Annotated in this window: 18 protein-coding genes; 12 read left to right on the forward strand and 6 right to left on the reverse strand. The window is 47.7% G+C overall.

Translation table 11 applies throughout. The features are described from left to right. Nucleotides 1–241: 241 nt before the first annotated feature. Nucleotides 242–1,333, reverse strand: a complete 1,092-nt coding sequence (locus MKX59_RS23160) for a hypothetical protein (protein ID WP_071559419.1) — start codon at nucleotides 1,331–1,333, stop codon at nucleotides 242–244. Nucleotides 1,334–1,605: 272 nt separating this feature from the next. Here MKX59_RS23160 and MKX59_RS23165 point away from each other — a divergent pair, with 272 nt between their 5' ends. Continuing rightward, nucleotides 1,606–3,303 carry a glycoside hydrolase family 13 protein gene (locus MKX59_RS23165; RefSeq protein ID WP_071559418.1) on the forward strand — a complete coding sequence of 566 codons (1,698 nt, stop codon included), beginning with the start codon at nucleotides 1,606–1,608 and terminating at the stop codon, nucleotides 3,301–3,303. Between the two features lie 71 nt (nucleotides 3,304–3,374). On the opposite strand, the gene MKX59_RS23170 is transcribed toward MKX59_RS23165, so the two are convergent. Both MKX59_RS23170 and pdaA read right to left on the reverse strand, forming a co-directional pair. After that, nucleotides 3,375–4,142: an HAD-IIB family hydrolase gene (locus MKX59_RS23170; protein WP_160788652.1), complete on the reverse strand. Its 768-nt coding sequence runs from the start codon at nucleotides 4,140–4,142 to the stop codon at nucleotides 3,375–3,377. Between the two features lie 161 nt (nucleotides 4,143–4,303). Beyond that, nucleotides 4,304–5,101 (reverse strand): delta-lactam-biosynthetic de-N-acetylase, encoded by a 798-nt coding sequence (pdaA, locus tag MKX59_RS23175; RefSeq protein WP_028541204.1) that lies wholly within the window; start codon nucleotides 5,099–5,101, stop codon nucleotides 4,304–4,306. A gap of 262 nt (nucleotides 5,102–5,363) precedes the next feature. Between pdaA and MKX59_RS23180 the strand changes: the two genes are divergently transcribed. After that, nucleotides 5,364–6,386, forward strand: coding sequence for a methionine ABC transporter ATP-binding protein (locus MKX59_RS23180; protein WP_023986715.1), 1,023 nt, complete (start codon nucleotides 5,364–5,366; stop codon nucleotides 6,384–6,386). Continuing rightward, nucleotides 6,383–7,048 (forward strand): methionine ABC transporter permease, encoded by a 666-nt coding sequence (locus MKX59_RS23185; RefSeq protein ID WP_023986716.1) that lies wholly within the window; start codon nucleotides 6,383–6,385, stop codon nucleotides 7,046–7,048. Before MKX59_RS23180 ends, MKX59_RS23185 begins: the two co-directional genes overlap by 4 nt. Here MKX59_RS23185 and MKX59_RS23190 read toward each other — a convergent pair. Both MKX59_RS23190 and MKX59_RS23195 read right to left on the reverse strand, forming a co-directional pair. Further along, nucleotides 7,045–7,419 (reverse strand): MerR family transcriptional regulator, encoded by a 375-nt coding sequence (locus MKX59_RS23190; protein ID WP_023986717.1) that lies wholly within the window; start codon nucleotides 7,417–7,419, stop codon nucleotides 7,045–7,047. The two genes, MKX59_RS23185 and MKX59_RS23190, sit on opposite strands and share 4 nt — an antisense overlap. 99 nt (nucleotides 7,420–7,518) lie before the next feature. Next, a complete protein-coding gene (locus MKX59_RS23195) occupies nucleotides 7,519–8,499 on the reverse strand; it encodes an aldo/keto reductase (protein WP_068941055.1) in 981 nt (326 codons plus the stop codon). 275 nt (nucleotides 8,500–8,774) lie between these two features. Between MKX59_RS23195 and MKX59_RS23200 the strand changes: the two genes are divergently transcribed. The 4 genes from MKX59_RS23200 (at nucleotide 8,775) to MKX59_RS23215 (ending at nucleotide 17,245) form a co-directional block, all read left to right on the forward strand. Beyond that, nucleotides 8,775–12,239 carry an S-layer homology domain-containing protein gene (locus MKX59_RS23200; RefSeq protein ID WP_340859021.1) on the forward strand — a complete coding sequence of 1,155 codons (3,465 nt, stop codon included), beginning with the start codon at nucleotides 8,775–8,777 and terminating at the stop codon, nucleotides 12,237–12,239. A gap of 161 nt (nucleotides 12,240–12,400) precedes the next feature. Further along, nucleotides 12,401–15,544: an ATP-binding protein gene (locus MKX59_RS23205; RefSeq protein ID WP_076265152.1), complete on the forward strand. Its 3,144-nt coding sequence runs from the start codon at nucleotides 12,401–12,403 to the stop codon at nucleotides 15,542–15,544. Nucleotides 15,545–15,700: 156 nt separating this feature from the next. Next, the gene (locus tag MKX59_RS23210; RefSeq protein WP_023986721.1) at nucleotides 15,701–16,852 is read left to right on the forward strand and encodes a response regulator; all 1,152 of its coding nucleotides are present in this window, start codon (nucleotides 15,701–15,703) and stop codon (nucleotides 16,850–16,852) included. Nucleotides 16,853–17,092: 240 nt separating this feature from the next. After that, on the forward strand, nucleotides 17,093–17,245 hold the full coding sequence (locus MKX59_RS23215) for a hypothetical protein (RefSeq protein ID WP_167348614.1): 153 nt from the start codon (nucleotides 17,093–17,095) through the stop codon (nucleotides 17,243–17,245). A 163-nt stretch (nucleotides 17,246–17,408) separates the two neighbouring features. Here the strand turns inward: MKX59_RS23215 and MKX59_RS23220 are convergent, their stop codons facing one another. Then, the gene (locus tag MKX59_RS23220; RefSeq protein WP_340859022.1) at nucleotides 17,409–19,178 is read right to left on the reverse strand and encodes an alpha-glycosidase; all 1,770 of its coding nucleotides are present in this window, start codon (nucleotides 19,176–19,178) and stop codon (nucleotides 17,409–17,411) included. A gap of 151 nt (nucleotides 19,179–19,329) precedes the next feature. Here MKX59_RS23220 and MKX59_RS23225 point away from each other — a divergent pair, with 151 nt between their 5' ends. Genes MKX59_RS23225 through MKX59_RS23245 form a run of 5 tightly spaced genes read left to right on the forward strand, consistent with a single transcriptional unit; the run spans nucleotide 19,330 to nucleotide 23,852 of the window. After that, nucleotides 19,330–20,004, forward strand: a complete 675-nt coding sequence (locus tag MKX59_RS23225) for a response regulator transcription factor (protein WP_023986723.1) — start codon at nucleotides 19,330–19,332, stop codon at nucleotides 20,002–20,004. After that, entirely contained in the window at nucleotides 20,004–21,434 is a 1,431-nt protein-coding gene (locus tag MKX59_RS23230) for a sensor histidine kinase (protein WP_340859023.1), read from the forward strand. Before MKX59_RS23225 ends, MKX59_RS23230 begins: the two co-directional genes overlap by 1 nt. 59 nt (nucleotides 21,435–21,493) lie before the next feature. Continuing rightward, entirely contained in the window at nucleotides 21,494–22,411 is a 918-nt protein-coding gene (locus tag MKX59_RS23235; protein ID WP_023986725.1) for an ABC transporter ATP-binding protein, read from the forward strand. Continuing rightward, entirely contained in the window at nucleotides 22,408–23,124 is a 717-nt protein-coding gene (locus MKX59_RS23240; protein WP_340859024.1) for an ABC transporter permease, read from the forward strand. Before MKX59_RS23235 ends, MKX59_RS23240 begins: the two co-directional genes overlap by 4 nt. Continuing rightward, a complete protein-coding gene (locus tag MKX59_RS23245) occupies nucleotides 23,124–23,852 on the forward strand; it encodes an ABC transporter permease (RefSeq protein WP_340859025.1) in 729 nt (242 codons plus the stop codon). The genes MKX59_RS23240 and MKX59_RS23245 overlap by 1 nt, the downstream gene beginning before the upstream one ends. Nucleotides 23,853–23,885: the final 33 nt, after the last annotated feature.

The raw sequence follows: 23,885 nt of genomic DNA on the forward strand, positions 1-23,885 counted from the left end.
AAGAGGACTACGTGCCTTCGTTTGACCATAACCTGCTCAAATGGGTGAGCATGAACCAAAAAGCGCGAGCTACAGGGGGATAATAACCCTTGCACTCGCACTTTTTTTATACTAATGACGAAGCGTGACTGTCCAATAAAGTTTAAAACCAGCTTTGGGACAGCTCCATTTACTATAGAGCAGACCATATTCTGTGAAAATTTTGGCTCCACGTTCGCTCATTCAGTCATCGTGAGCACAGCTATAGTGTAATGACGTATAGCCCCAAGGGTGTGGTTGCGCTCCCTGCAACCATGAAGCTGAGATCATAGCTAGATCTGCCGGGAGGGACGCTGATATCAGCCAATCGGCATACCTTGGTATTATCTCGTAGCAGAGGGATACCATATACACGATCATCCACACGCACAGACCCGGCGAACGCGCCCCCACGTGGATTGGCATGAATTCGTACGATACGTACCTCGTCACTGTCATTAACGATGGGAATCGTCGCGTTGTATATGGTTCCGAATTGTCCGCGATTATCTAGCGCAGGCCCCAGCTCGCTGCGTGCCCCGGTAAACAGCAGATCGGCAGGAGTCTCGCCGTTCAGCTTTTTGGTGGCACACGCCCGGTAGTTGGCGCTTTGCCCGACCACGTACTCTGGCATCCGCGAATTCGTTTCGGAAAAGGACCACACCCCTCGTGGATGCGCCTGTGGTGGAGGTACGGGAGGAAGCGCATCCATATGAATCTGGCGCAGATCCGTCTGCGTATCCTTGCTGATCACGGTGCGAATCACATAATCCAGCGTACCGTGGCCTTCAGCAAATTCTACTGTGAGGTCATAGATGAATCCGGCCAGTGATCCTTCGGGCAGCTCAAATTCCTCCAGCAGGGCGGTGCCTTTGCCGAATTTATGACGGTCTGCTGGCTTCAGACGTTCCATCGTACCCGCCAAACAGCTTTTGGCAATAGACTGCCCGACATCTATAATCCAGTTGCCATCCTCAGGCACAATCTTAAGGGCACGTTCAATATGACGTACTTCTAGTTTAGCAGCGCTTCTGTTCTCTACGGTGATGCCCAGTTTAACAGCGCTGCCGATTTTGTTATAATGCCAGCCGAAAATGCGATGCTTGACTGTTCGGGTTGTCGTGCGAACCACATCATGCCACAGGGTGGCTTGCTCGGTAGGTACCGTCACGTGGGTAAGCGTCTCCGGGTTATCGCTAAGCATCAGGCGGCGTGTTCCCCCCTCAGTGGCTGACTCCACATCCACATGGATGTTGGGCGGGATCACAGTAGTTTCCACAATCAGATCCTTTGGCTCCTTGGGTCGATGGTTCATGTAAATTCCTCCTTTTATTCAAAAGTGGCACCGCTTTGAGTACATGTATATGGGCAGTTCATAAATATAGGTAACGCCAGGTCCACTTTTACAACCTGTTTTGCAAAATATTTTTTTAAAATAAATCTCCGTAGGTTATAGCGGCTCTGCTAATGCGTCGAAGCAAGCTTACAAGACTCTTGTTCCCCTACACCAACGATTCGCAGACAGGTATTGCGTGTATGTTAAGAGCATAAGCTATTGGATGTACAGAGAAGCTACAGGAGGGAAACATGCCTAGAAAAATATGGTGGAAGGAAGCCGTTGTATATCAGATTTACCCGATCAGTTTTCAGGATTCTGACGGAGACGGTAAAGGAGACTTGCGAGGCATTTTGTCCAGGCTGGATTATTTGTGTGAGCTGGGTATTGATGTAATCTGGATTTGTCCGGTATATAAATCGCCTAATCACGATAACGGATATGATATTAGCGATTATTATGCCATTATGGATGAGTTTGGAACAATGGAGGATTTTGACGAACTGCTTCACCAGGCGCATGAACGAGGCATCAAAATCATGATGGATTTGGTATTAAACCATACATCGGATGAGCATCCGTGGTTTACGGAGTCACGCTCGTCCAAGGATAATCCGAAGCGGGACTACTACATATGGCGAACAGGCAAAAATGGCGGATATCCGAACAACTGGGAATCGTATTTTTCCGGTTCAGTGTGGAAATATGACAAGCTTACAGACGAATATTACATGCATCTATATTCCGAGCATCAGCCAGATCTGAACTGGGAAAATGAAGAGATGGTGAGCGAACTCTACCGCATGGTGGAATGGTGGCTGAAAAAGGGAGTCGATGGCTTCCGTTTTGACGCCATTGCCCATATTGTCAAAGCGGAGGGACTGCCGGATGCCGATAATCCTGACAAACGAACCTTGGTACGTGCCTATCAGCTCTTTTCCAATCTGGAACAGGTACATGTGCTTCTACGGATGCTGAATGAAAAATTACTGGAGCGTTATCCCTTAATGACAGTTGGCGAAACGTCTGGTTTAGGACCGGAACAGGCGCTTGATTATGTGGGGGACCAGCGGCATGAGCTGAATATGGTTTTCCAGTTTGAACACATGTTTATTGATGCACAAGGGCTAGGGACGGAAAAATGGAAACCCAAGCCGTGGACACTGGTGGAGCTGAAAAAAATAATGAGCAGCTGGCAGACAGTGCTTCATGAGGAAGGATGGAATGCCAATTATCTGAACAATCATGATCAGCCGCGGGCCCTCTCGCGATTTGCTAATGATGGACAATATCGCGTAGAGTCAGCCAAAATGCTGGCAACCTTCACACATATGTTAGAGGGTACGCCTTATATTTATCAAGGTGAGGAAATTGGCATGACGAATATCGCATTCCCGTCAATTGATGATTACCGGGATGTGGAAACATTGAATTATTATGAGCAGCAACGGAAGATCGGTGAGTCTGAGGAACAGATTATGGCGGAGATCTGGCGGAAAAGTCGGGATAATGCGCGTACTCCCATGCAATGGAATGCTGGCCCTTCAGCCGGATTTACCGATGGAGAGCCTTGGATGAAGATTAATGATAACTACACGCACATTAATGCAGAGGCAGAAAGAAATAATCCGGACTCGATTTTCCACTATTATCGCAAGTTGATTGCTCTGCGCAAACAACATGAGGTCATAGTCTATGGCGAATACAAGCTGCTGTTGCCGCTAGATACGGAGCTGTATGTATTCACTCGTTTGCTGGGAGAAGAGCGTTTGCTGGTCATTTTGAATTTCTTTGATCGTGATCCGGTGTACCACTGGCCCGAGGAGGACTTTCCTGTTGCTAAAGCGGAGTTGCTGCTGTCCAACTACGAGCCGGTACAAGGGGAACAACTGCATGCCTTGAAGCTGCGCCCCTATGAAGCCCGAGTGTATAAGCTAAGCGTGCAATAGGCGTTGCTATCTGTAGAATGGTAAAAGGAAGGGAAGGTTCATAGAGAGACCTTCCCTTTCTTGGCGTTTGGCTAAATGGTAACTGTTTCAGCCAACTCACGTATTTTGGCGATAATCAGGTCTTCTTGATTTTCCCCCTCATTAGGGATCGATTCAGTCGCGAAGGCAGCCAGTTCAGCATGTTGATGAATCATGACAGCATGGTGTGCCTCCCTGAACATCGGTATATCATTCGCATCATTGCCGAAGGCGATAAATTGACGGGGCTGCACACCAAGCTTCTGAAGTGCGTTCCATTTATGGATATTTTGCGGGCTGATGTCCAGCACTTGTTCATTACGGTGTTGATGGATGACCACGCCGAGCGGCGAAAGCTTGGCGGCCAGCTCATCCATATCGTCAGCAGTTAAAATGAGCATTTTTACGATGGATTTCAGGGAAGCCAAAGGCAGCTTTTGCGCCAACTTGCTGATATCCACATTGTTGAGTATAGGATGATCAGCTGCTCCCGTATATGCATAATCCCACTCGCTGTCAATCAGGTAGGTGGTTTGGTGTTCCTCCAGTAGTGCGAGCAGGGCATTCTTCACATCTGGTAAAAAGGATTCCACGTGAGTTATACTGCCTTGTTGGGAGATCATAGAGCCGTTGCCACCAATCAGAGCATAGGTGTGAAAGCGTTTAGGAAGTACGGGTAACATGTCGCGAATCGGCCGTGCCGAGGCAAAAATGACTTCATGTCCCGCTCGGGACAATTGTTCCAGACAGCTTGCGATCTTATCCGACACACACTGCCCCTTGAAGCAAATCGTTCCATCCAGATCAAATACAAAATGCATGATGTACCTCCAAAAAATAGTGCTTTCCAATTCATTTCTTACAGTCATTATATCCATTACCTTCCTTGGTCGTAAACTAAAAAGCCCGATTCACACTGGCTACCATGGGCAGGTGTGGATCGGGCTCATTATGATATCGACTCATTAAATTCAATTACTATTTAGTGATAATGTTTCACCTTAAGGTCGTCTAGACTTTTAAACTCATACCCTTGCTTGCGAGCCTCGTCGATGATAGAAGCAAGCGCCTCGGCATTGTCCTTGGATACGGAATGGAGCAGAATGACCGCACCAGGGTGGAGCTGACGCATGACTTGACGATAGGCATAGTCCGTTCCTTGCTGAATATTTGTGTCCCAGTCCTTGTAAGCTACAGACCAGAATACGCTCGTATATCCGGCTTCTCGACAGGAAGCCAATGCTTTTTCACTAAAAATGCCGCGAGGCGGTCGGACATATTTCATTTCTTTTTGCCCGGTTAGCTCTGCCGATGCATTTCGTACCCGATCCAGCTCAGACCGGATCTCTGCCGAAGAAATGGTGCTCATATCAGGATGGCTCCATGAATGGTTTCCGATAATATGACCCTCACTTGCCATGCGTCGCATCAAAGCAGGCTGGTCTTTTACAAAATGCCCTGTCACAAAGAAGGCGGCTGGGACCTTTTTGGCCTTCAATACATCCAGCACTTTCGGAGTATACCCATTCTCATAGCCGTTGTCGAAAGTGAGAAATAATTCTTTTTTAGTCGTATCCCCCAGAAAGATGCCACCTTGTCTTTTGATCAGGTGCATAAAGCCTTCTTGTGCGATAGAAGGCAGCTCCCCTCCCTTACTTTTTTTAAATCCAAAATGATAAGGCTGTCCGTCAACAGTCTGAGTAGCCCATGCGGGTTCCGCCGTAACTGCCAACATCCCCATAACTGCAACGCATAGCCACAAGGTAAATATTCGCTTCATCTATGTTCCTCCGCTTCCGTCCCGTACGGGTAAGGTGTGTATGCTTCGGCATATTCCATACCATCTGCAATACCATGCTGATTTATGCAAGGACATGGACTAACCAGACTCAAAACACATATTGACATGAATATTAAATCGAAGTAGTATACTTTATAAAACTTACTAGAATACTCGGATTTAATTCGATCGTTCATGCCAAAGAAAAGCAATCAGCTCAGAACATTTTACATACTTGTGAGAACGGAAGGAGTTAGGACTCATGATTGAACTTAGGAATGTATCCAAAACCTACGTGAGAAAAGGCCTAAGTATTGAAGCGTTAAAAAATATAAATATCAAAGTGGATAAAGGAGATATCTTCGGGTTTATCGGATTCAGTGGCGCAGGGAAAAGTACGCTGATCCGTTTGGTCAATCGTCTCGAGAAAGTAACCAGCGGAGAGGTTCTTGTTGAGGGGGAGCAGTTAAATACCTACTCGACCTCTGGGCTTCGGAAGGTAAGGAAGAAGATCGGAATGATTTTTCAGCATTTTAATCTTCTGGAATCGAAAACAGTGTTCGACAACATTGCAATTCCGTTGGTGCTGCTTAAGCGCAACAAACGGGAAATAGAGGGGCGTGTAAAAGAGCTTTTGGCGTTCATAGGATTGTCCGACAAGGCGAATAGCTATCCCAACGAGCTTTCCGGCGGACAAAAGCAGCGTGTAGGGATTGCACGGGCGCTTGCGAGCAACCCGTCCATTTTGCTCTGTGATGAGGCAACCTCGGCACTTGATCCGCAGACCACACAGTCAATTCTCGACTTGCTTCGCAAAATCAATAAGGAATACAAGATCACCATTTTGATCATCACCCATGAGATGTCGGTGATTCAGCGAATTTGCAATAAGGTAGCCGTAATGGAAAAGGGGGAAATCATCGAGCAGGGCAATGTCCTGGAGGTATTCGGGCAGCCGCAGCACCCAACGACACAGAGCTTTGTACGCACGGTCATTCACGATACGGTACCCGAGAGTGTGCTGCAAACGTTCGAACAGCAAGAATCGCAGCGAATATACAAGCTGGAATTTATAGGGCAGGTTGCTTCTGATCCGGTGGTTCATGAATTGATTCGGCAGCATGATATCCACGTGAACATTTTGTTTGCCAACATGACGGAGATTCAAGAAACGACAATTGGCTATATGACGATCCAACTGCGCGGCGGACAGCATGCCGTTCAGCAGGCTGTTGATTTTCTCAAGAGCAAAGGAGTCCATATTCAGGAGGTAGAGAGTCTATGATGATTACAGGAACTACGATCACCTGGGATCAACTGTGGGAAGCTTTGTATGAATCCGTGCTTATGGTCAGCATATCATTATTCATTGGTGCCCTGATCGGTATCCCTATCGGTATTTTACTCGTCATCACCCGTCCGGGCGGAATTCTCGAGAACAAATGGCTGCACAATATTTTGAATCCAATCATAAACATTGTTCGCTCCTTACCCTTTATTATCTTGCTGATTGCAATCATTCCGTTAACCCGTCTGATTGTGAATACATCCATTGGGACCAGTGCGGCAATTGTCCCCTTGATTGTATATATTGCGCCATATATCGGCAGGCTGGTCGAAAACTCGCTGTTGGAGGTGAATCCGGGGATACTGGAGGCAGCAGATGCGATGGGGGCGACTCCATTCCAGGTCATTCGATACTTTTTGCTTCCTGAGGCATTCAGTTCTCTGATTTTGTCGTTAACGACAGCATCCATTGGTCTGATTGGTGCTACTGCTATGGCTGGTGCGGTCGGTGGAGGCGGAATTGGCGATCTGGCGATCGCGTATGGCTATCAACGTTTTGATACGCTGGTTATGCTGATTACCGTCATCATTCTAGTCTTGTTTGTTCAAGGTGTTCAGTCCTTGGGGAACCTGCTCTCCCGCAAAGCACGTAGGGGTTAAATTAGATGTTTTTCTTTTTTACCTATTGTCTGTTCATAGCTTGTAATTTTATAATCCATGCGTTCCAATACGTTGTTCATATCTGCCATTTTTGCAATGAGCTGCTTACGCTGCTCCATTAGGAGTTCTTTTCTAGCATTTATCGTTTCATCACCCTGCTGGAACAACCTAACGTACTCAATCAAAATTTCAATGGGAAGCCCTACGCCTCGCATGCATTTGATATATTCAACCCATCTGCAGTCTTCTTCCGTGTAATCCCTGATTCCACTTTTATTACGGTTCACACGCGGAATAAGTCCGATGCGTTCATAATAGCGGAGTGTATCCTGAGATAGTTCGAATTTTTTGCTTACTTCTGCGATCAACATGCAGACTTCACCTCCTGATTTCTGATCAAGAAACGCCCTATGTAAATGGATAGGGCGTTCTTGTTGTTTCTTATTTCGAAACTTTCATTTCATCCATATTTACTGAGCGCCAACTACCGGATGAGGAACATATGGCTCTTCCAGCAATGCAATTTCTTCAGGTGTTAACGTAATCGAAAGAGCAGCTACTGCATCTTCGAGATGAGACGTTTTCGTAGCACCGATAATGGGAGCTGTTACCGGTTCTTTCTGTAGCAACCAGGCAAGTGCGATTTGAACGCGAGGAACTCCACGTTTTTCTGCGATGGCCGCAACCTGCTCCACGATCAATCGATCGGTATCGGCAGTCGCATCGTATTTAGATTTCGCAACCTGATCGGTTTCGGAACGATGTGTTGTTTCCTGCACATCACGCGTCAATCTTCCACCTGCAAGCGGGCTGTATGGAATCACACCGATTTTTTCTTCTTTACAAAGCGGCAGCATCTCTCTTTCCTCTTCACGATATAAGAGATTTAAATGATTCTGCATTGATACAAATTGGGTCCATCCATTCTTTTCAGCAACATGTAACGCCTTCAGAAACTGCCATGCGTACATGGCAGAAGCACCAATATATCTTGCCTTCCCGGCCTTCACAACATCATGTAAAGCTTCCATCGTCTCTTCAATAGGGGTATTGTAATCCCAGCGATGGATTTGGTACAGATCCACATAATCTGTCCCCAGTCGCTTAAGGCTCTTATCTATTTCACTCATGATAGCCTTTCGGGAAAGTCCCGCACCATTCGGGCCTTGATGCATACGGAAATGAACCTTTGTCGCGAGGACAATTTCATCTCGATTCGCATAATCCTTTAAAGCCCGTCCAACAATTTCTTCGCTAGTTCCATCTGAATATACATTCGCGGTATCAAAAAAATTAATACCTAGCTCCAGGGCATTTTTTATAATTGGACGACTGCGCTCTTCATCTAGTATCCATGGGTGAATCCACCGTTCTGCAACCCCAAAGCCCATACACCCAAGACAAAGCCGGGATACATCCAAACCGGTATTTCCAAGTTTCACATAGTCCATTTAATTATACCTCGCTTTCCTAGATATTGTTTTCTTCAAATGTAGTCTACTCCAGCTACTTACACCGGATATTATTACATTTGGAGTTCACTCCAAGTCAAGCGATTTTGTTGCGTGATGCCATCATATAGGTCTTATTGTTCAGAATTGGTTCAGTGGAACTTCGTATAATTCTCTTAGCATAGTTCCTTGGTTGCATGATCCGTAGAACTAAACATGACTAAAGACTTTGATAAAGCAGGATATATGCCAATAAATAGCGTCTAGGAGTGGAAATGTTGAAACTTGTAAAACGAAATAAATGGATTGCATCTGCGATGGTATTAGGTATTGCTTCAGGCTCAATCGTATCTCTGCCTTGGATGGGCGGCGCTCAGACTGCTTATGCAGCAACAGCAGATACGCAAAGCGAAACTGGATTTGTAGCACAAGCTCGCACCTTGGGTTTGATGACAGGCGGTAAGCAGGGCGATTTTATGGCGCAAAAGAATTTGACCCGCGCAGAGGCGGCTAAAATTTTGTGCAGTCTGTTCCAGTTGGAAGTTAACAATCAGCCGCAAACTTCTTTTATGGATGTATCGTCCGATGCATGGGACGCTCCCTATATTGAGGCTGTACGTGCAGCCGGGTATATGACAGGCAACGGGGAACTGTTCCGTCCGGGGGATGCCATTACCAAGGAAGAACTGATCGTATCGCTAGTACGTGCAATGGACTTACAGGATGCCAGCACAGCGAATGCACAGCAAAATGCAGTTCAGGTTGCCCGCTCTTACGGTCTGTTATCAGAGGATGCTTCTGCAACGGATTTGAAAAATCCATTGAACCGGGAGAGTGGTGCAGAAGTATTCGTCAGCCTGCTGGATCATCCGGTAGGAGAAGTGAAATCAGAGGGCAATACCGTTCGCATCGGAAATATCCCTTACCAGTTGGAAGGGTCTTTGCAAGGTTTGTTCGGTGAAAATAACAAAGCTGTATTAAAAGGGGCGAAATTCGACCTTAACCGTAACTTGCGTACACTGACAGGTGTGAATAAGCTGGAAATTAACGCAGACGGTGGCGTTTTTGACGGCAAGGGTGTGTCTTTTGAGGGGCGCCTGATCGTTAATGGCTCGGTAACCTTGAAGAACATGTCCTCCACAGGGGTATTGGAAATCAAAGGTACAGGGAATCAGCCTGTATCGGCCATTTTAGAAAATACGGCATGGTCCGGTGTGGAGCTGGGCTCTAAGGATGCCAAGCTGACAGCAACCGGGACAACGAAGATTGACAACCTGACGCTGAAAGATGATGCATCGATCGTGACCGAAGGAAATGCCGCGATTAGCCGCGTTTCTTTGCAACAGGGACTGGGCAAGCTGTTGGTTAGCGGTAGTATTGGTTTGCTGGATGCATCACAATATGTGGGCGTTCCTTTTATTACGCTGGCTAAGGGAGCTGCAATCAACCAGCTTAACCTGCCGGAACAAAAACAGCCGCAGGATGTTATCATTAACTATGATGCGATGAAAGAAGCTGTTAGTCTCGTAAATGGTACGAAGAACTCATCCTCTGCTGGATCGGTTGTCACGGACACAGATAGCAAAGATAAGAAAAAACACGATAGTGACATTATCAGCGTAGGCCGCAGTCAGCTGGAGACAGAAGTCCATGCAGCCAAAGAACTACTGGAGCGTGCAGGTGAGGGTGGAACAGATCAGGCGCTTTACACGGCCGCAGCGAAGGAAAGCCTGTCCATAGCAATCAATCAAGCTATGCTGGTACTGAACAATACAGCAGCTACACAGGCAGAGGTAGATCAAGCGCTCAGCACATTGAAGCACGATGTTTCTGTGTACACAGCCTCAGCCACAGAACCAGTGATTGGGACACAGGAATTAACTAGACTGATTCAGGTAGCTTCGACTACCCTTGAACAAAACCGAATGATTGGCGACGAATTCCCGCCTCTTTGGGATGAATCACTAAGTCAAGCTATTCAATTTGGCAACAATGTGCTGGAAGGGAATGCTCCTCAAAATATTGTGGATCGGGAAGTAGTAAGCTTGCGTCGAGTAATTGAAGTCTACAATGCATCAGTAAAACTCAGAGATACCTATCTGCATTTTCTCGATGTAACGGATCGTGTGGAGAATATGAAAACTGACAAAGCGCGTTACAAGTCCTTAGTGAGGGAAGGATTAAGTGTATATGTGAACCCATTAGCTACAACTGAGCAGTTGGACGAATGGACACGAAAAATAAAAGATACAACAGAAGCATTTCTGGCATTGCAAGCAGCAGACTTTTCAGTGCTTAAAAATACTTTACAAGAAGCGCAGGTTATCTACGATCAGAGTGGCTCTCAAAATGTTGAACTGGGCAACCTCATTCAGGAATATACAGAGAAGATGCACACCGCTATGACGCAGCAGGACGTATTGACCTTGAACATGGAGCTGAGTCAAAGACTTGCGGAATTCACTGCTCCAGTGCCTGCTACAATTCGGGAAAAACTGCAGCAGCTGGTTCAAGATATTCATCTAAAACTACTGTCTAACCCTGTAGCTCGTAATTACTTGAATACGGAAATGCTGTCTTTAGAGCAACAAACAGCACAAGCCAACTTTGCACTCATTATGCCGTTTACTCCTGAGGAGCAATTGGTGATCTCTTATAATCAATTAAGTCAGGCTAAAGGGACCTATATTGAAAAATATAACGAGAAAAGACTACAATTGAGAGCCGAAATCATTGAAATGCAGGCATCGATCAATGGAATTTTGGTGCAAAATTCAGGCGCATTAAGCGCTGAAGCCCAGCAAGCCTTGTCTTCTGCATCAGAGCATGCCTCCATTTTCTTAGGTCTGCCTAGATTTGAATTGCAAGACGTGGTTCCTGTATACGAGGAGTTGCAACAGGTACAGAGCCAGTATGCTGTACCAATAGCAGTGGATACTACGTTGTTAAGTTTCAACATAAATTTAGCTAATAATGAAGTTCAGACGTTCGGCCGTCATTATACCGAACAAGATAACGAGGAACTTCAAGAGCAAATTAATCAGGCAAGCCTTGTGCTTAATACTCCGGATAGCACACAGCTGCAGGTAGACCAGGCTAACACGGATTTGATTACAGCGTTTGCGAACTACCAATCCAAATGGATAGTAACTGATTATGATATCAATGAGCTCAAGACCATTGCGAACAATCTGCTCACAGCAAATGGTACAGATCCTACGACGGTCTACTTTCACAGAGTAGTGGATGCATTCAATCGTCTGGACCAGTATTATCCTATGCCGGAAATTAAGAAAAATTATATGAATCTGGAAGATGCGATTCAGGAGTATAAAGATTTTGTAGCCAGCCAGCAACAAAACAGCGGAACAGGAAGCAGCGACAGCAGTGGTGGAGCAACACCGCCAAGCGATAGCAGCGGAACAGGAAGCAGTGACAGTAGTGGTGGAGCAACACCGCCAAGCGATAGCAGCGGAACAGGAAGCAGTGACAGTAGTGGTGGAGCAACACCGCCAAGCGATAGCAGCGGAACAGGAAGCGGCGACAGTAGTGGTGGAGCAACGCCGCCAAGCGATAGCGGCGGAACAGGAAGCGGCGACAGCAACGGTCGAGAAACACCACCAAGCGATAGCAACGGAACAGGAAGCAGTGACAGTAGTGGTGGAGCAACAAGTGATAACAGCGGAGACGATTCAGGCTCGATTCCTGGCGGTGGTAATGATGAAGGCATGATTCCTTAATAAGGGAAATGAAGGAAGTAAAGGATGTATAGAAGGGGACGATTCCGCACAGATTTTTGTCTGCGGCGGGCGTCCCTTTTTGCATGGGGGGCGCTTCTAATACAGCTGGTTAGAATAACCGATACTAAAAGATAGACGATATTGAAAAGAGCGGGGGATTTATGAAAAAACAGGGTGTTTTATTTTTTATTATACTTCTGCTTGCGGTTGCGTTGCCGGTGTATCCGTTGGTGTCGGGTGTATTATCTGGAAACAGTCATTGGAAAGCTCATAACGGCGTTATAAATTTGCGTAATTGGCATCCCGAAAAGGAAGGCCCTGTACAGCTGGGAGGGGAGTGGGAATTTTACCCCAACCAGCTTGTGCAACCTTCAGCCTTTCATGAATTGCAAGATAAGGATTGGGTAAATCATCAGAGTTCTTCAGAATTGGGGATGGAAACGGGATATTCTACCAAGATTGTGGATGTGCCTGGTAGATGGAATCAGTGGATGCCTGAGGGACAGGCGACCGGATATGGAACCTATCATATTCGTATCCTGTTGCCTGAAAAAGCGGAAAATCTGTACGGCATCTATATGCAAAACATTCGGAGTTCCAGCCGAGTATGGATTGACGGAGCAGAGGTAGGAGCGAGTGGTATTCCCTCTGTTTCTGCCGACAAAGGCAAGCAGGGCAATGCTCCTTATGTTGGATTTGCAGCGGTAGATGGACAATCGGTAGATATTACCGTGCATGTGGCTAATTATAGTTATTCCTCCGGTGGGATCATTTACCCATTGTTATTTGGGGATTACGAGAGTATTACGCATAGCCGGGAAGTTGCAATGGCAGAGGACACCGTACTGATAGCGGGTTTTTTTATGCCTACCGTATTTTTTATCATGCTGTATCTTTTACGTAAAAAGGAGAAGGCATTGCTTTACTTAGGATGCTTTTGCATCGCGGCTTTATTTTACATTCTGACACATGGAGAAAAGCTGCTGGTCTGGGGAATACCGGACTTACCTTATGAATGGATACTGAAAATACAGTCGTTCTCTTCAACGCTGTTCTACTATTTTTTGATCCGGTATGTTCATCTTTCGACGCAGATTGTTATGAATCGGATCGTGCTGCGCCTCTATAATATTACAACCGCACTGATGCTAGGTATGGGGCTAATGTTGCCTACACTGATACTCTCATCCTTTGAAGCGTTTATTCTTCTTTTTGGCGTAGTCAGTGTGGGATATGTATTACTGATCTTGATTCGTGGACTTCTTCAACGGACGGATGACGCTGCACTGCTAGTCATTAGTATTATGAGCATACTTATGATTGTAGTGACTAGTTTTGTGTATATTTTGGGCTGGGGAGATGTGCGCGGGGTGACAGCCTATGAAATGCTCATATTCGTATTGGCTCAAACGCTTCTGCTGGCCAAACGTTTTGTACATTCGTTTATGGAGGTTGAGAACCTGTCACGACGGTTGCTAACACTGGATGGGTTAAAGGACGAATTCCTGGCGAACACGTCACATGAGTTGCGCACTCCTCTACATGGAATTATTAATATCGCTCAATCCATGCTAGACCGTTACGGGGCACAATTCAATGAGCCGCAAAAGCACAACTTGTCCTTGATTGCGAATGTAGGACGCAGACTTTCTTATTTAATTAACGATATTCTGGATTTTTCTAATTTGAAAAATGGAAGATTAGCCTTAAATCGCCGGCCTGTTAATGTACAGGCAGCTGTAAATTCCGTGCTGGAGGTATTGGGTCATACGGTGGGTAAGAAAAAGCTGCAATTCGTCAAAGAATGGCCCAATTCGTTACCCAAGGTGGATGCGGATGAGGATCGGCTGATTCAGATTTTGTACAATTTGTTGGGTAATGCGGTGAAATTTACGGAGGAAGGCGAAATCGTAATCTCTGCCAAAGCGGGGAACCGCGAAATGGAAATCAGTGTGAAGGATACCGGGTCCGGTATTGCCCAGGAGCATCTTTCGCATATATTTGAACCTTTTAACCGAGGGGCGAATGCTGAGGATGAAGGATACAGTGGGACAGGGCTTGGATTAGGAATAGTCCGTCGCCTGGTGGAGTTGCATGGTGGTCATATCCGGGTAGAATCTAGATTGGGCAAGGGTTCGACCTTTTATTTTACACTACCCTTGGCGCAGACCGGAACGTTGGCACATGAAGCTCAAAAAGATGTTTCGTCTGCGGTTATATTGCAGCCTGGCGTGACGTCGGGTCAGAATGTGATTCCGCATGAAGAGGATGCCCAAGAGCAAGTTCAGACTGTTCCCTACAAAGTGCTGGCTGTGGATGATGATGAGGTTAATCTTCGGGTGCTGGAGGAGCTATTATATACCACAGGTTGTAGCGTGGTGGCAGTGGATCATGCCGAGGAGGCACTTCACATGCTGAATGGCCGTACCCGATTTGACCTAGTCATTACGGATTGGATGATGCCGGAAATGTCCGGTATTGAGCTGTGCCGACGGATACGGGAACGGTATTCCCTGTCCGAGCTACCAGTGTTGCTGCTGACGGCACGCGACCTGCCCGGCGATATCCGCGCGGGTTTTATGGCGGGAGCTAATGATTTTCTACGTAAGCCTGTTGATGCTGAGGAATTAAAGGCGCGTGTGCGCACGCTGTTGAACATGCGTCATTCGGCGGAGGAAGCGGTGCGTTCGGAAATGGCCTTTTTACAGGCACAAATCAAGCCGCATTTTCTGTACAATGCATTGAATGTTATTGTATCGACCGTAGCCGTAGACCCGGATAAAGCAGCGGAGCTGCTCATGGAGCTGAGTCAGTATTTGCGGGGCAGTTTTGATTTTCAGAACAGGGAGAATACGGTACCGTTATCCAAGGAGCTGGAATTGGTAGAATCGTATGTGGCACTGGAAAAAGCACGATTTGAAGAACGTTTGCAGGTGACCGTAGAGGTAGGAAGGAACATCCGGTCGCTTATCCCGCCATTAAGCATTCAGCCCATCGTGGAAAATGCGATACGACATGGTGTGATGCAACGGGCAACAGGTGGAACCGTGCGAGTGGTTGTGCAGGAGGATGGAACCGATTTTGTAGTCAGCGTGACCGATGACGGCGTAGGGATTCCGTCCGAGCGACTGGAACAGCTGTTGTCGGAGGATCATGTATCTTCCAGCGTGGGACTGCGGAATATCCATCGCCGTCTTATCCATATGTATGGAGAAGGATTGCGGATTGAAAGTAATTCAATGCAAGGGACGACGGTAAGCTTCCGTGTGCCGGAAACGATCTCGCCCCGGAATACCGATGAATAAAAAAAGTACAGTACATTTGTCGGAAAAGCTAATGTCGCGTCCGCGATGATACGATATATAAAATATAAGGAATTAAAAATTGTAAGGATAAAGCAGATAGCATGTAAATAGAGCATCATGATGGATGGTTGCAGCAGGAAGGGAGTACAGACACAAATGAAGGCGATTTTGATTGATGATGAGCGGTCGGCATTAACCTACTTGGAACGGTTGCTGGAGGCGGACGGACGGTTAACGGTAATGGGCAAATATACGTCTGCACAAGCAGGGCTGGATCATCTGGCGGTAGAACGTGCGGATATTGTTTTTATAGATATCGGAATGCCAGAGATGAATGGTCTGGAGGCCGCCGAGTGGATTCAACAGCTGGATTCCCATATTCATATCGTCTTTGTGACCGCGTACTCGGAATATGCTATTGAAGCGTTCGAGCTGCAAGCACTGGATTATTTGCTAAAGCCCGTTCATGCCCGGCGGCTATCCAAAACGTTAGATCGGATTGCAGCCACGCTGGCTGATCCCCGTTCTTCCAGCTTGGGAGTTGCAGCAGAGCAATCCCCCAAGGTACGTTGTTTTCAAAAGCTTGAAATTTTGGAGGATGGACAGGAAGCCGTAGGAGCGAAACCCTTCAAATGGCGCACATTAAAGTCACAGGAGCTATTTTCCTTTTTACTACACCATGAAGGGGAATGGGTGAGCAAAGAACAATTGCTGGATGCGCTATGGCCTGAATATCATTTGGACAAGGCTGTTGTTCACCTGCACACGTCCATTTACCAAATCCGCAAGGCATTGAAAGAACGGATGCAAGATACGAAGCTGGAATACAATCTGGATCGCTACCGCTTGAACCGCAATGGCTGGATTACAGATGTGGAGCTATTCGAGCGGGGAATATCCGAATGGGCTGCATCCGGTAGCGGCGGTACGCCGCGTATTGAGAGCCTGTTGGCTCTATACCGTGGCAACTATCTGGAGGAGTACGATTACCCGTGGGCGTATGCAAAAAGGGAGAAGCTGCGCAGTATGTATCTGGCATGTGCTTCGGAGCTGGCGAGAGACGAGCTTCGCTCAGGTCGTACCCGGCAGTCTGTTCAGCGCTTACTCAGCCTCCAGCAACGGGAGCCGTACTCAGACGATATCTGCGGTCTGCTGCTGACCGCCTATGCCCAACTGGGCGATTATACCGCTGCTCAAAAGCATTATGAAAGCTTCGTCAGAATACTGGAAGATGAGTTGGGTATTGAGCCGCAGCAGGTGACGCACCAGTTGTACGTGCAATTGAAAACACAGACGCTACCTGCGTAAACTGCTCTACTGGCTCAGGTAGCGCTAAAAAACCGCTTCAAGGTATCTCCTTGGAGCGGTTTTTTGCATGGATGGAAATTTCGTTTTTTTGTGTGAATCACCGAGCCTCTTTTCTCTATGATCCGCTATTCGCCGCTACCTGTTTTCTACAGTGGCATATTCATATAGCATATCTCTTCACGGTTGAGTCGTAATTGAGAGGTTTAAGGAACTCACGTATATATTTAAGGAGGTATTGCATTGGGGAGAACAAGACGAACTGGATTTAAGAATAAAAGAGTTTCGGTGGTCGTCAGACAATCTTCTTCAGCTCAGACAGGACAAGGCGGTAACCCCATTTCGATCAATGCTTCGGATGTTGGGGTAGTAAGAACAGATGTTAAAAATAAATAAACGGCTTGGATAGAAGTTCTTATTCGACGTAAAGAGACCATCAGGAACAAGTAAACATCTTGTTCCCGGTGGTCTCGCTTTTTTTGCCGTTATTCGGCAGGTACCTTCATCAGCATCCGCCTATATAGGCGGATGCCTTGCTTCCCGTCTTGACATCGTCCTCTTAAGCAGGTTTTACTGACCGAGCAGGTGCTGCCTTCAGTACAGCGTATCCGTAGGGTGGAAGCTTGGCGTGCAACCCCTTCGCTCCTTTGGACCACTGGCTTTCGCCAAAAGCTAATTGCCATTCCTGCTCAGGAATGTCCAGTTCAAAAACGTGATCCTCATCGGAACGATTGAGCAGCACGAGCATTACTTCTTCCTCGCTGCGGCGCTCGTAGGCAAGTGAGGTACCCTCTGGCTGTGCCTCCAGAAAGGTGATGCTTCCCTGATCACGGAGGACCGGGTGCCCCTTACGAAGCGCAATCAGTTCGCGGTAAAAGTCGAACAGCTCGCGGTCCTGCTTGTCGGTGTCCCACTCCATGCACTTGCGGCAGCCTGGATCGGCATCTCCATCCAGGCCGATCTCATCGCCGTAATAGATGCAGGGTGCGCCCATGTACGTGAACTGGAACAGGGCGGCCAGTCGCATCAGCCGCTTGTCATCCCCGCACAGTGTCAGCAGGCGTGGTGTGTCGTGGCTATCCAGCAGATTGAAGGCAACCTCGGATGCTTGCTGCGGATAGCGGGCCAGCTGTCGTCCGATGGCGAAGGCAAAGCTTTGGGCATCGGTCACTTTTTTGACGAAAAAATCATTCACCGCGTAGGTGAACGGATAATTCATCGTTGCATCGAATTGGTCCCCCTGAAGCCATTCAGACGATTCATTCCACATTTCACCCAAAATGTACGCATCCGGATTGGCCTGCTTGACCGTAGTACGGAATTCCCGCCAAAAGGCGTGATCCACCTCGTCTGCCACATCCAACCGCCAACCATCGATGCCGATTTCTTCGATCCAATGTTTTGCTACATCCAGCAGGTACTTTTTCACCTCAGGATGTTCGGTGTTCAGCTTGGGCATCATTGGTTCCAGCCCGAATGTATCGTACGTCGGTGTGCCATCCACCACTTCCAAGGGAAAGCTATGTACATGGAACCAGTCCTTGTAAGGCGAGGCTTCGCCTTTTTCCTGCACGTCAACGAACGGTTTAAACGTACGCCCTGAATGGTTGAATACCGCGTCAAGCAGCACACGAATTCCTCGTTCGTGGCAGGCATCGACCAGTTTTTTTAATGTCTTTTTGTCCCCGAAATGCGGGTCCACCTCCATATAATCCTCTGTATCATATTTATGATTGGTCGTTGCCTTGAAGACAGGGGTCATATATATGGCGTTAATCCCTAGCTCGTTCAAGTGATCCAGGTGATCCAGAATCCCCTGTAGATCGCCACCGAAAAAATTGTCTCTTTGTGGCGTTCCGCCCCATGTCTCTGCACCTTCTGGGCTGATGGAGGGGTCACCGTTCGCAAAACGTTCCGGGAAAATCTGATAAAATACAGCATCCTTCACCCATGCAGGTGGCTTCAGAATATCAATCGGGTTCAAAAACGGATATTGGAACAGTTTATCTGCATTTTGGGGTTCCTGGGTAGTAAAGTCGTCCTCGTTCACCCAAATACGTTCCTCACCGTCTTCTAGCAAAAATCCATATTTCAGCCGACGGTGAGTAGGTTTTACGCTGCATTCATAGTAATCAAACCTGCCATCGGTAGCGAATTTGGACATCGGAACAAGCTGTCTAGTGCGGTCCCAATCGTATTTATCTCCGGTGAGAGCATGAACGGTATTCAGGTCATTTTTCTTCGCACGTAGCCGTAGAAATATCGTTTCATCATTATAACCAAAAGCCCAATTGCGTTTCGGGTGATGGTATATCGCTTCCAGCAGCATCGGGTAGGCCTCCTTTTTTCAAGAGCATTCAAATTTGAAAATGTGAAGCGTATGTCGTATAAGGTAGTTATTAACCTTTTTAAGTGGGTCATGTACCATAAATGCTATAATGCCCATTACATAAAAGAAAAACGATAAGTAGGTGCCCATGATGAAAACAAATGTGTTATACATCGAAGATGACCAGGATATTGGTGCTTGGACGCATCAGTATTTGGAAGAGCGGAATTACGCTGTAGTATGGCTTCGCAGCGGGGAGGGGGCTGTGGAAGCAGCCCGTACGTGCCAACTCGTGATTTTGGATGTGATGTTACCCGGTCTGGATGGATTCACCATGGGGAAGCGGCTCAAGAAAGAGTACCCGGAGCTTCCCATTCTCATGTTGTCTGCACGTACATCCATTGACGATAAGCTGCAAGGACTGGATTTCGCCGACGATTATGTAACCAAGCCCTTTCACCCGGACGAGCTCATAGCACGTATGGAGATTTTGCTGCGCCGTTCGGGAACCGTGCCCGAAGAATCCTTACAACTGGGGCATCTCTCGGTGTTCTCTCCTGATAACCGTATTGTGAACCGTGATACCGGGGAGGAAATTACACTGACAGGCAAGCAATATCACATTTTTGCTTATTTGCTGCGGCATTTGGGCCAAATTATGACAAAAGAGCAAATGTATGAAGCAGTGTGGGGAGATCCATATATTGACGGAGACAAAACTTTAATGGTCCACATCCGACACCTTCGCGAAAAGCTGGAGATCGATCCCGCGACACCCCGCATCATTGAGACGATCCGTGGTGTAGGATATCGGGTGAAAGCATAATGAGCAGGACGCGCAAGGATTGGAGGAGGCTGTACCCCAGCTCTAGGCCAGGTCAGGGAGGTCGGTTTCGCAGTTCACTGTTGTTCCGTTATCTGGTCATTATTGTGGTTGCTATGATGCTGTTGCCCATTGTGTTGCCTGCTACAGCCTTGATATATAGCGTGTTATTGAATTGGGGGGCGGAGCTCAAGCCTAAAAATGCTTACTATCCCTCTACTACCCATACCGAAAATAGCTGGCATCGCGAAGCTGTAGCTTTGAAGGGAGCCACACCAGAGCAAATCTCAGCCCATCTGCGCAAAATACAACAAGATATGTTCCCTAACTCACAAATATTTTGGGTGGATCCCGCAGGTAAAACAAGGTTGGAGTTACCGACACAACCTAACATGCCAAAACAATGGAACGCTGCGCAGGCTATAGAATTTATGAAGCAAGCAAGCTATGAGGGGCCGTTTACGGTAGTAGCCTTTATTGGCGGGGGCAAGAATGATGTGAATCAGGGCTATATGGTGTTAAAAGTGCCTCGTTCGTTCTTTGAACAGCCACCTACAGATAGTAGCATGTTGATGTACTATCTCTTTTTTATCGTATTGATTCTGGGCACTTTTATATTCGTATCTCTTCTGTTTTTTGGAGGCATTCGGCGAAGACTGTTGCAGCTTCAGGCCGCCATGTCGCAGCGAGGAGAGGATGGCTTGCCTATTCTTGTTACCACTGGACGCCCGGATGAAATCGGCAAGCTGGAGGAAGCATTTAATCAGATGGTCGAGCAGTTGGCCGAGAGTCGGGGACGTGAGCGTCAGGAGGAAGAGCTGCGGAAGAGACTGGTCGCGGATCTGTCACACGATATTCGAACGCCGCTTACGGTCGTGCGTAGCCATCTGTATACACTAGATGGTGAAAATCTGAGCAGCAGAGGGAAACAGTCGATTACACTGATGGAAAACAAGCTAAAAGACCTTGGGAGTCTGATCGACAATCTGCTCACCTATAATCTGCTAGCTAGTGGAAAATACACTATGAATAACACACCACGTGATATCCTGCGGCTAGTGCGGGAGTGTGTAGCCAGCTGGTATCCGGTGTGGGAAAAGGAGGGCTTTGAAGTGGATATCGACCTGCCCGAACATAGTATGGTGTGGAATGTCGATGAGCAAGGCTTCCGTCGTCTGCTGGACAATCTCTTTCAAAATGTAGTTCGCCATGCTGCCTCAGGCCGATTTATCGGTGTTCAAGTACAGAAAGATAATGGGACAGAGGCATTGGTTATCACAGATAAAGGGCCCGGTATGGAGCAACAGTCCAGTGAAAAAGGGGCAGGGATTGGTTTGGCGATTACAGAACTGCTGGCTCGCGAAATGAATTTGGAGAGGGAGATTTTCAGTTCATCAGCCGGGACAAGAATTCGTTTTTTAAACAAAACTTAAACTCAGAGTTCCCTTGGCTTTAAACTTGGCACGTTACGATAGGTGTCGAGGTGAGGAACTTGAACGAATACATTATTGAAACGAACAGTCTCAGCAAAATATACAAAGGCCGCGCGGCGGTTAATCAGCTGGACCTGAAAATAGCTCGAGGAGATATTTACGGATTTCTGGGTCCCAATGGAGCGGGGAAAACGACAACGATCCGCATGCTGCTTGGACTTATTCGCCCAACTCGAGGAACGATCCGTATATTCGGCAAAGATATTCGCAGACATAAGCTCGATATCTTGCGTAAAGTCGGCTCGTTGGTGGAGTATCCTTCGTATTATGGTCATTTGAACGCAATTGAAAATCTGGAGGCCATTCGCCGTATTTTGAATGTACCCAAGCAAAACATTGCGGAAGTGTTGGAGGTCGTCCGACTGACCAAGCATGCCAAACGTCCAGTCAAAGGCTACTCCCTGGGCATGAAGCAGAGACTGGGTATTGCAGCAGCCCTGCTTGGGAATCCTGAAGTGCTCATTTTGGATGAGCCTACGAATGGTTTGGACCCGGAGGGTATTCAGGAAATGCGCACATTGATTCAGGCGATGCCCAAGCAACGGGGGATCACCGTGCTGGTATCCAGCCATCTGTTGAGCGAGGTAGAGCATATGGCGAATACTGTGGGTATTATCCGTGAAGGAGAGCTGGTCTTTCAAAATACGATTCATAATCTCCGTCAGGAATCTGCGGGAGGAATTCGGATTGTAGTGTCGGAACCGGAAGCAGCCCAATTGATTGCGCGTGAGCAGGGGTATCATTCGGTGAAGGACGGCTCGGCGCTGGATTTCGAGAACATGAATGATGCGGCTGTTGCGCTGCTGGTCAGAAGATTGGTCGAAAATACGCATGCCGTATACCGTGTGGAGGAACGCCGCAAATCGCTGGAGGATATGTTCATGCAAGTGGTGGGCAAAGGAGGAACTTCCTTATGATGCTGCGGGCGCTCACGGCGGATCTGCTCAAAGCACGCAGAAAGGGAATCTGGTTCCTGGTGTTTCTCGGTCCCCTTGGGCTGGTGGCGATGCAGGCGCTGAACTTTGGACTCCGCTATGACTATCTGATTCCGCGATACAAGGGCCATTTGTGGGAATCCTTGATGGATAACATCGCTATGTTTGTCCCCCTTGCGCTGGTGTTAGGAGCCACCATGGTCGCTTCCATGTTGGCGAATGTGGAGCATATGTCTAATTCCTGGAAGCAGCTACTGGCCTTGCCGATTTCCAAATTCAGCGTCTATATGGCCAAGCTGACGCTGGCGATCGGGATGCTGTGTGTGTCCTGTGTACTCCTGACGGTAGGGACGTGGGTGTTGGGCATGCTACTCGGCTTCGTGGGAGAGCCGGCGCCGATTGGAGAATTACTGCGGCTTGGATTTTGGCCTTTAGGCGGCACGCTGCCTATGCTCGTATTATTGTTGTGGTTAACGGTCACGTTCCATAATCAGGCTCTGCCTGTAACACTGGGCATTACGTTAGGCATCGGCAGCTTGTTTGCTTCACAGCTGTCCGAATGGTTTCCGTTGGCCTGGCCTCAATTCGCATGGGTTGCACCTCAAGCGTGGATGTTTGCGTCCGTCGGGTGCGGAACGGGTGTGCTTCTCAGCCTGCTGACAGCGGCCCATTTTAGCCGAAAGGATGTGGCGTAATGTTCGGAGGATATGTACGGCTGCTTTCTGTTGAACGTATGAAAATGGCGAAATCGCCCGTCTGGCTCCTTGCGCTCGTCAGCCCGGCGATTGCCGTCCTGATTGGTTTGCTGGCAAACCCGGGAGGGAATTGGCAGGTGTTGTTGTCTGCCATGCTTACAGTTCATGCGCTGCTGTTCATGCCGATGCTGACCGCCGTATTTGCATCTCTGGTCTGCCGATTCGAGCATGGGGGCGGCGGTTGGAAGCAGCTGATGTCATTGCCATTGTCCCGCACGAGTCTGTATGCGGCCAAGCTGACCATCATTATGGCTATGGTCGGATTGACCCAGCTACTGTTCGGAGGAGCGTTGCTGGGTGTTGGAGCTGTGCAGGGTATGAACGGACCGATTCCATGGGCCGTGATCGCTCAAAGTTTGCTCGCCGGCTGGGTAGCCTGCCTGCCGCTGGCTGCGTTGCAGTTGATGGTGTCCTTCCTGTGGTCCAGCTTTGCTGCACCGCTTGCGTTGAATTTCGTCTTCACCGTGCCAAATATTCTGGTCGCCAATTCTCAAACCTACGGTCCGTACTATCCATGGACACAGCCTTTATTGGCGATGATGCCGAGTGGAAGAGACAACTTTGGGGCGTTCATGGTGCCAACTGACACACTGTTGATGGTTATAATAGGTAGCTTTGTCGTATTTACGTTAGCGGGACTGACAGTATTTCGTTATAAAGAGATATAGTGCGGAATACGAGGACTGCAAAAAGCTCCTTAT

This window comes from Paenibacillus sp. FSL R7-0340, from assembly GCF_038002205.1.
Classification (GTDB): domain Bacteria; phylum Bacillota; class Bacilli; order Paenibacillales; family Paenibacillaceae; genus Paenibacillus; species Paenibacillus polymyxa_B.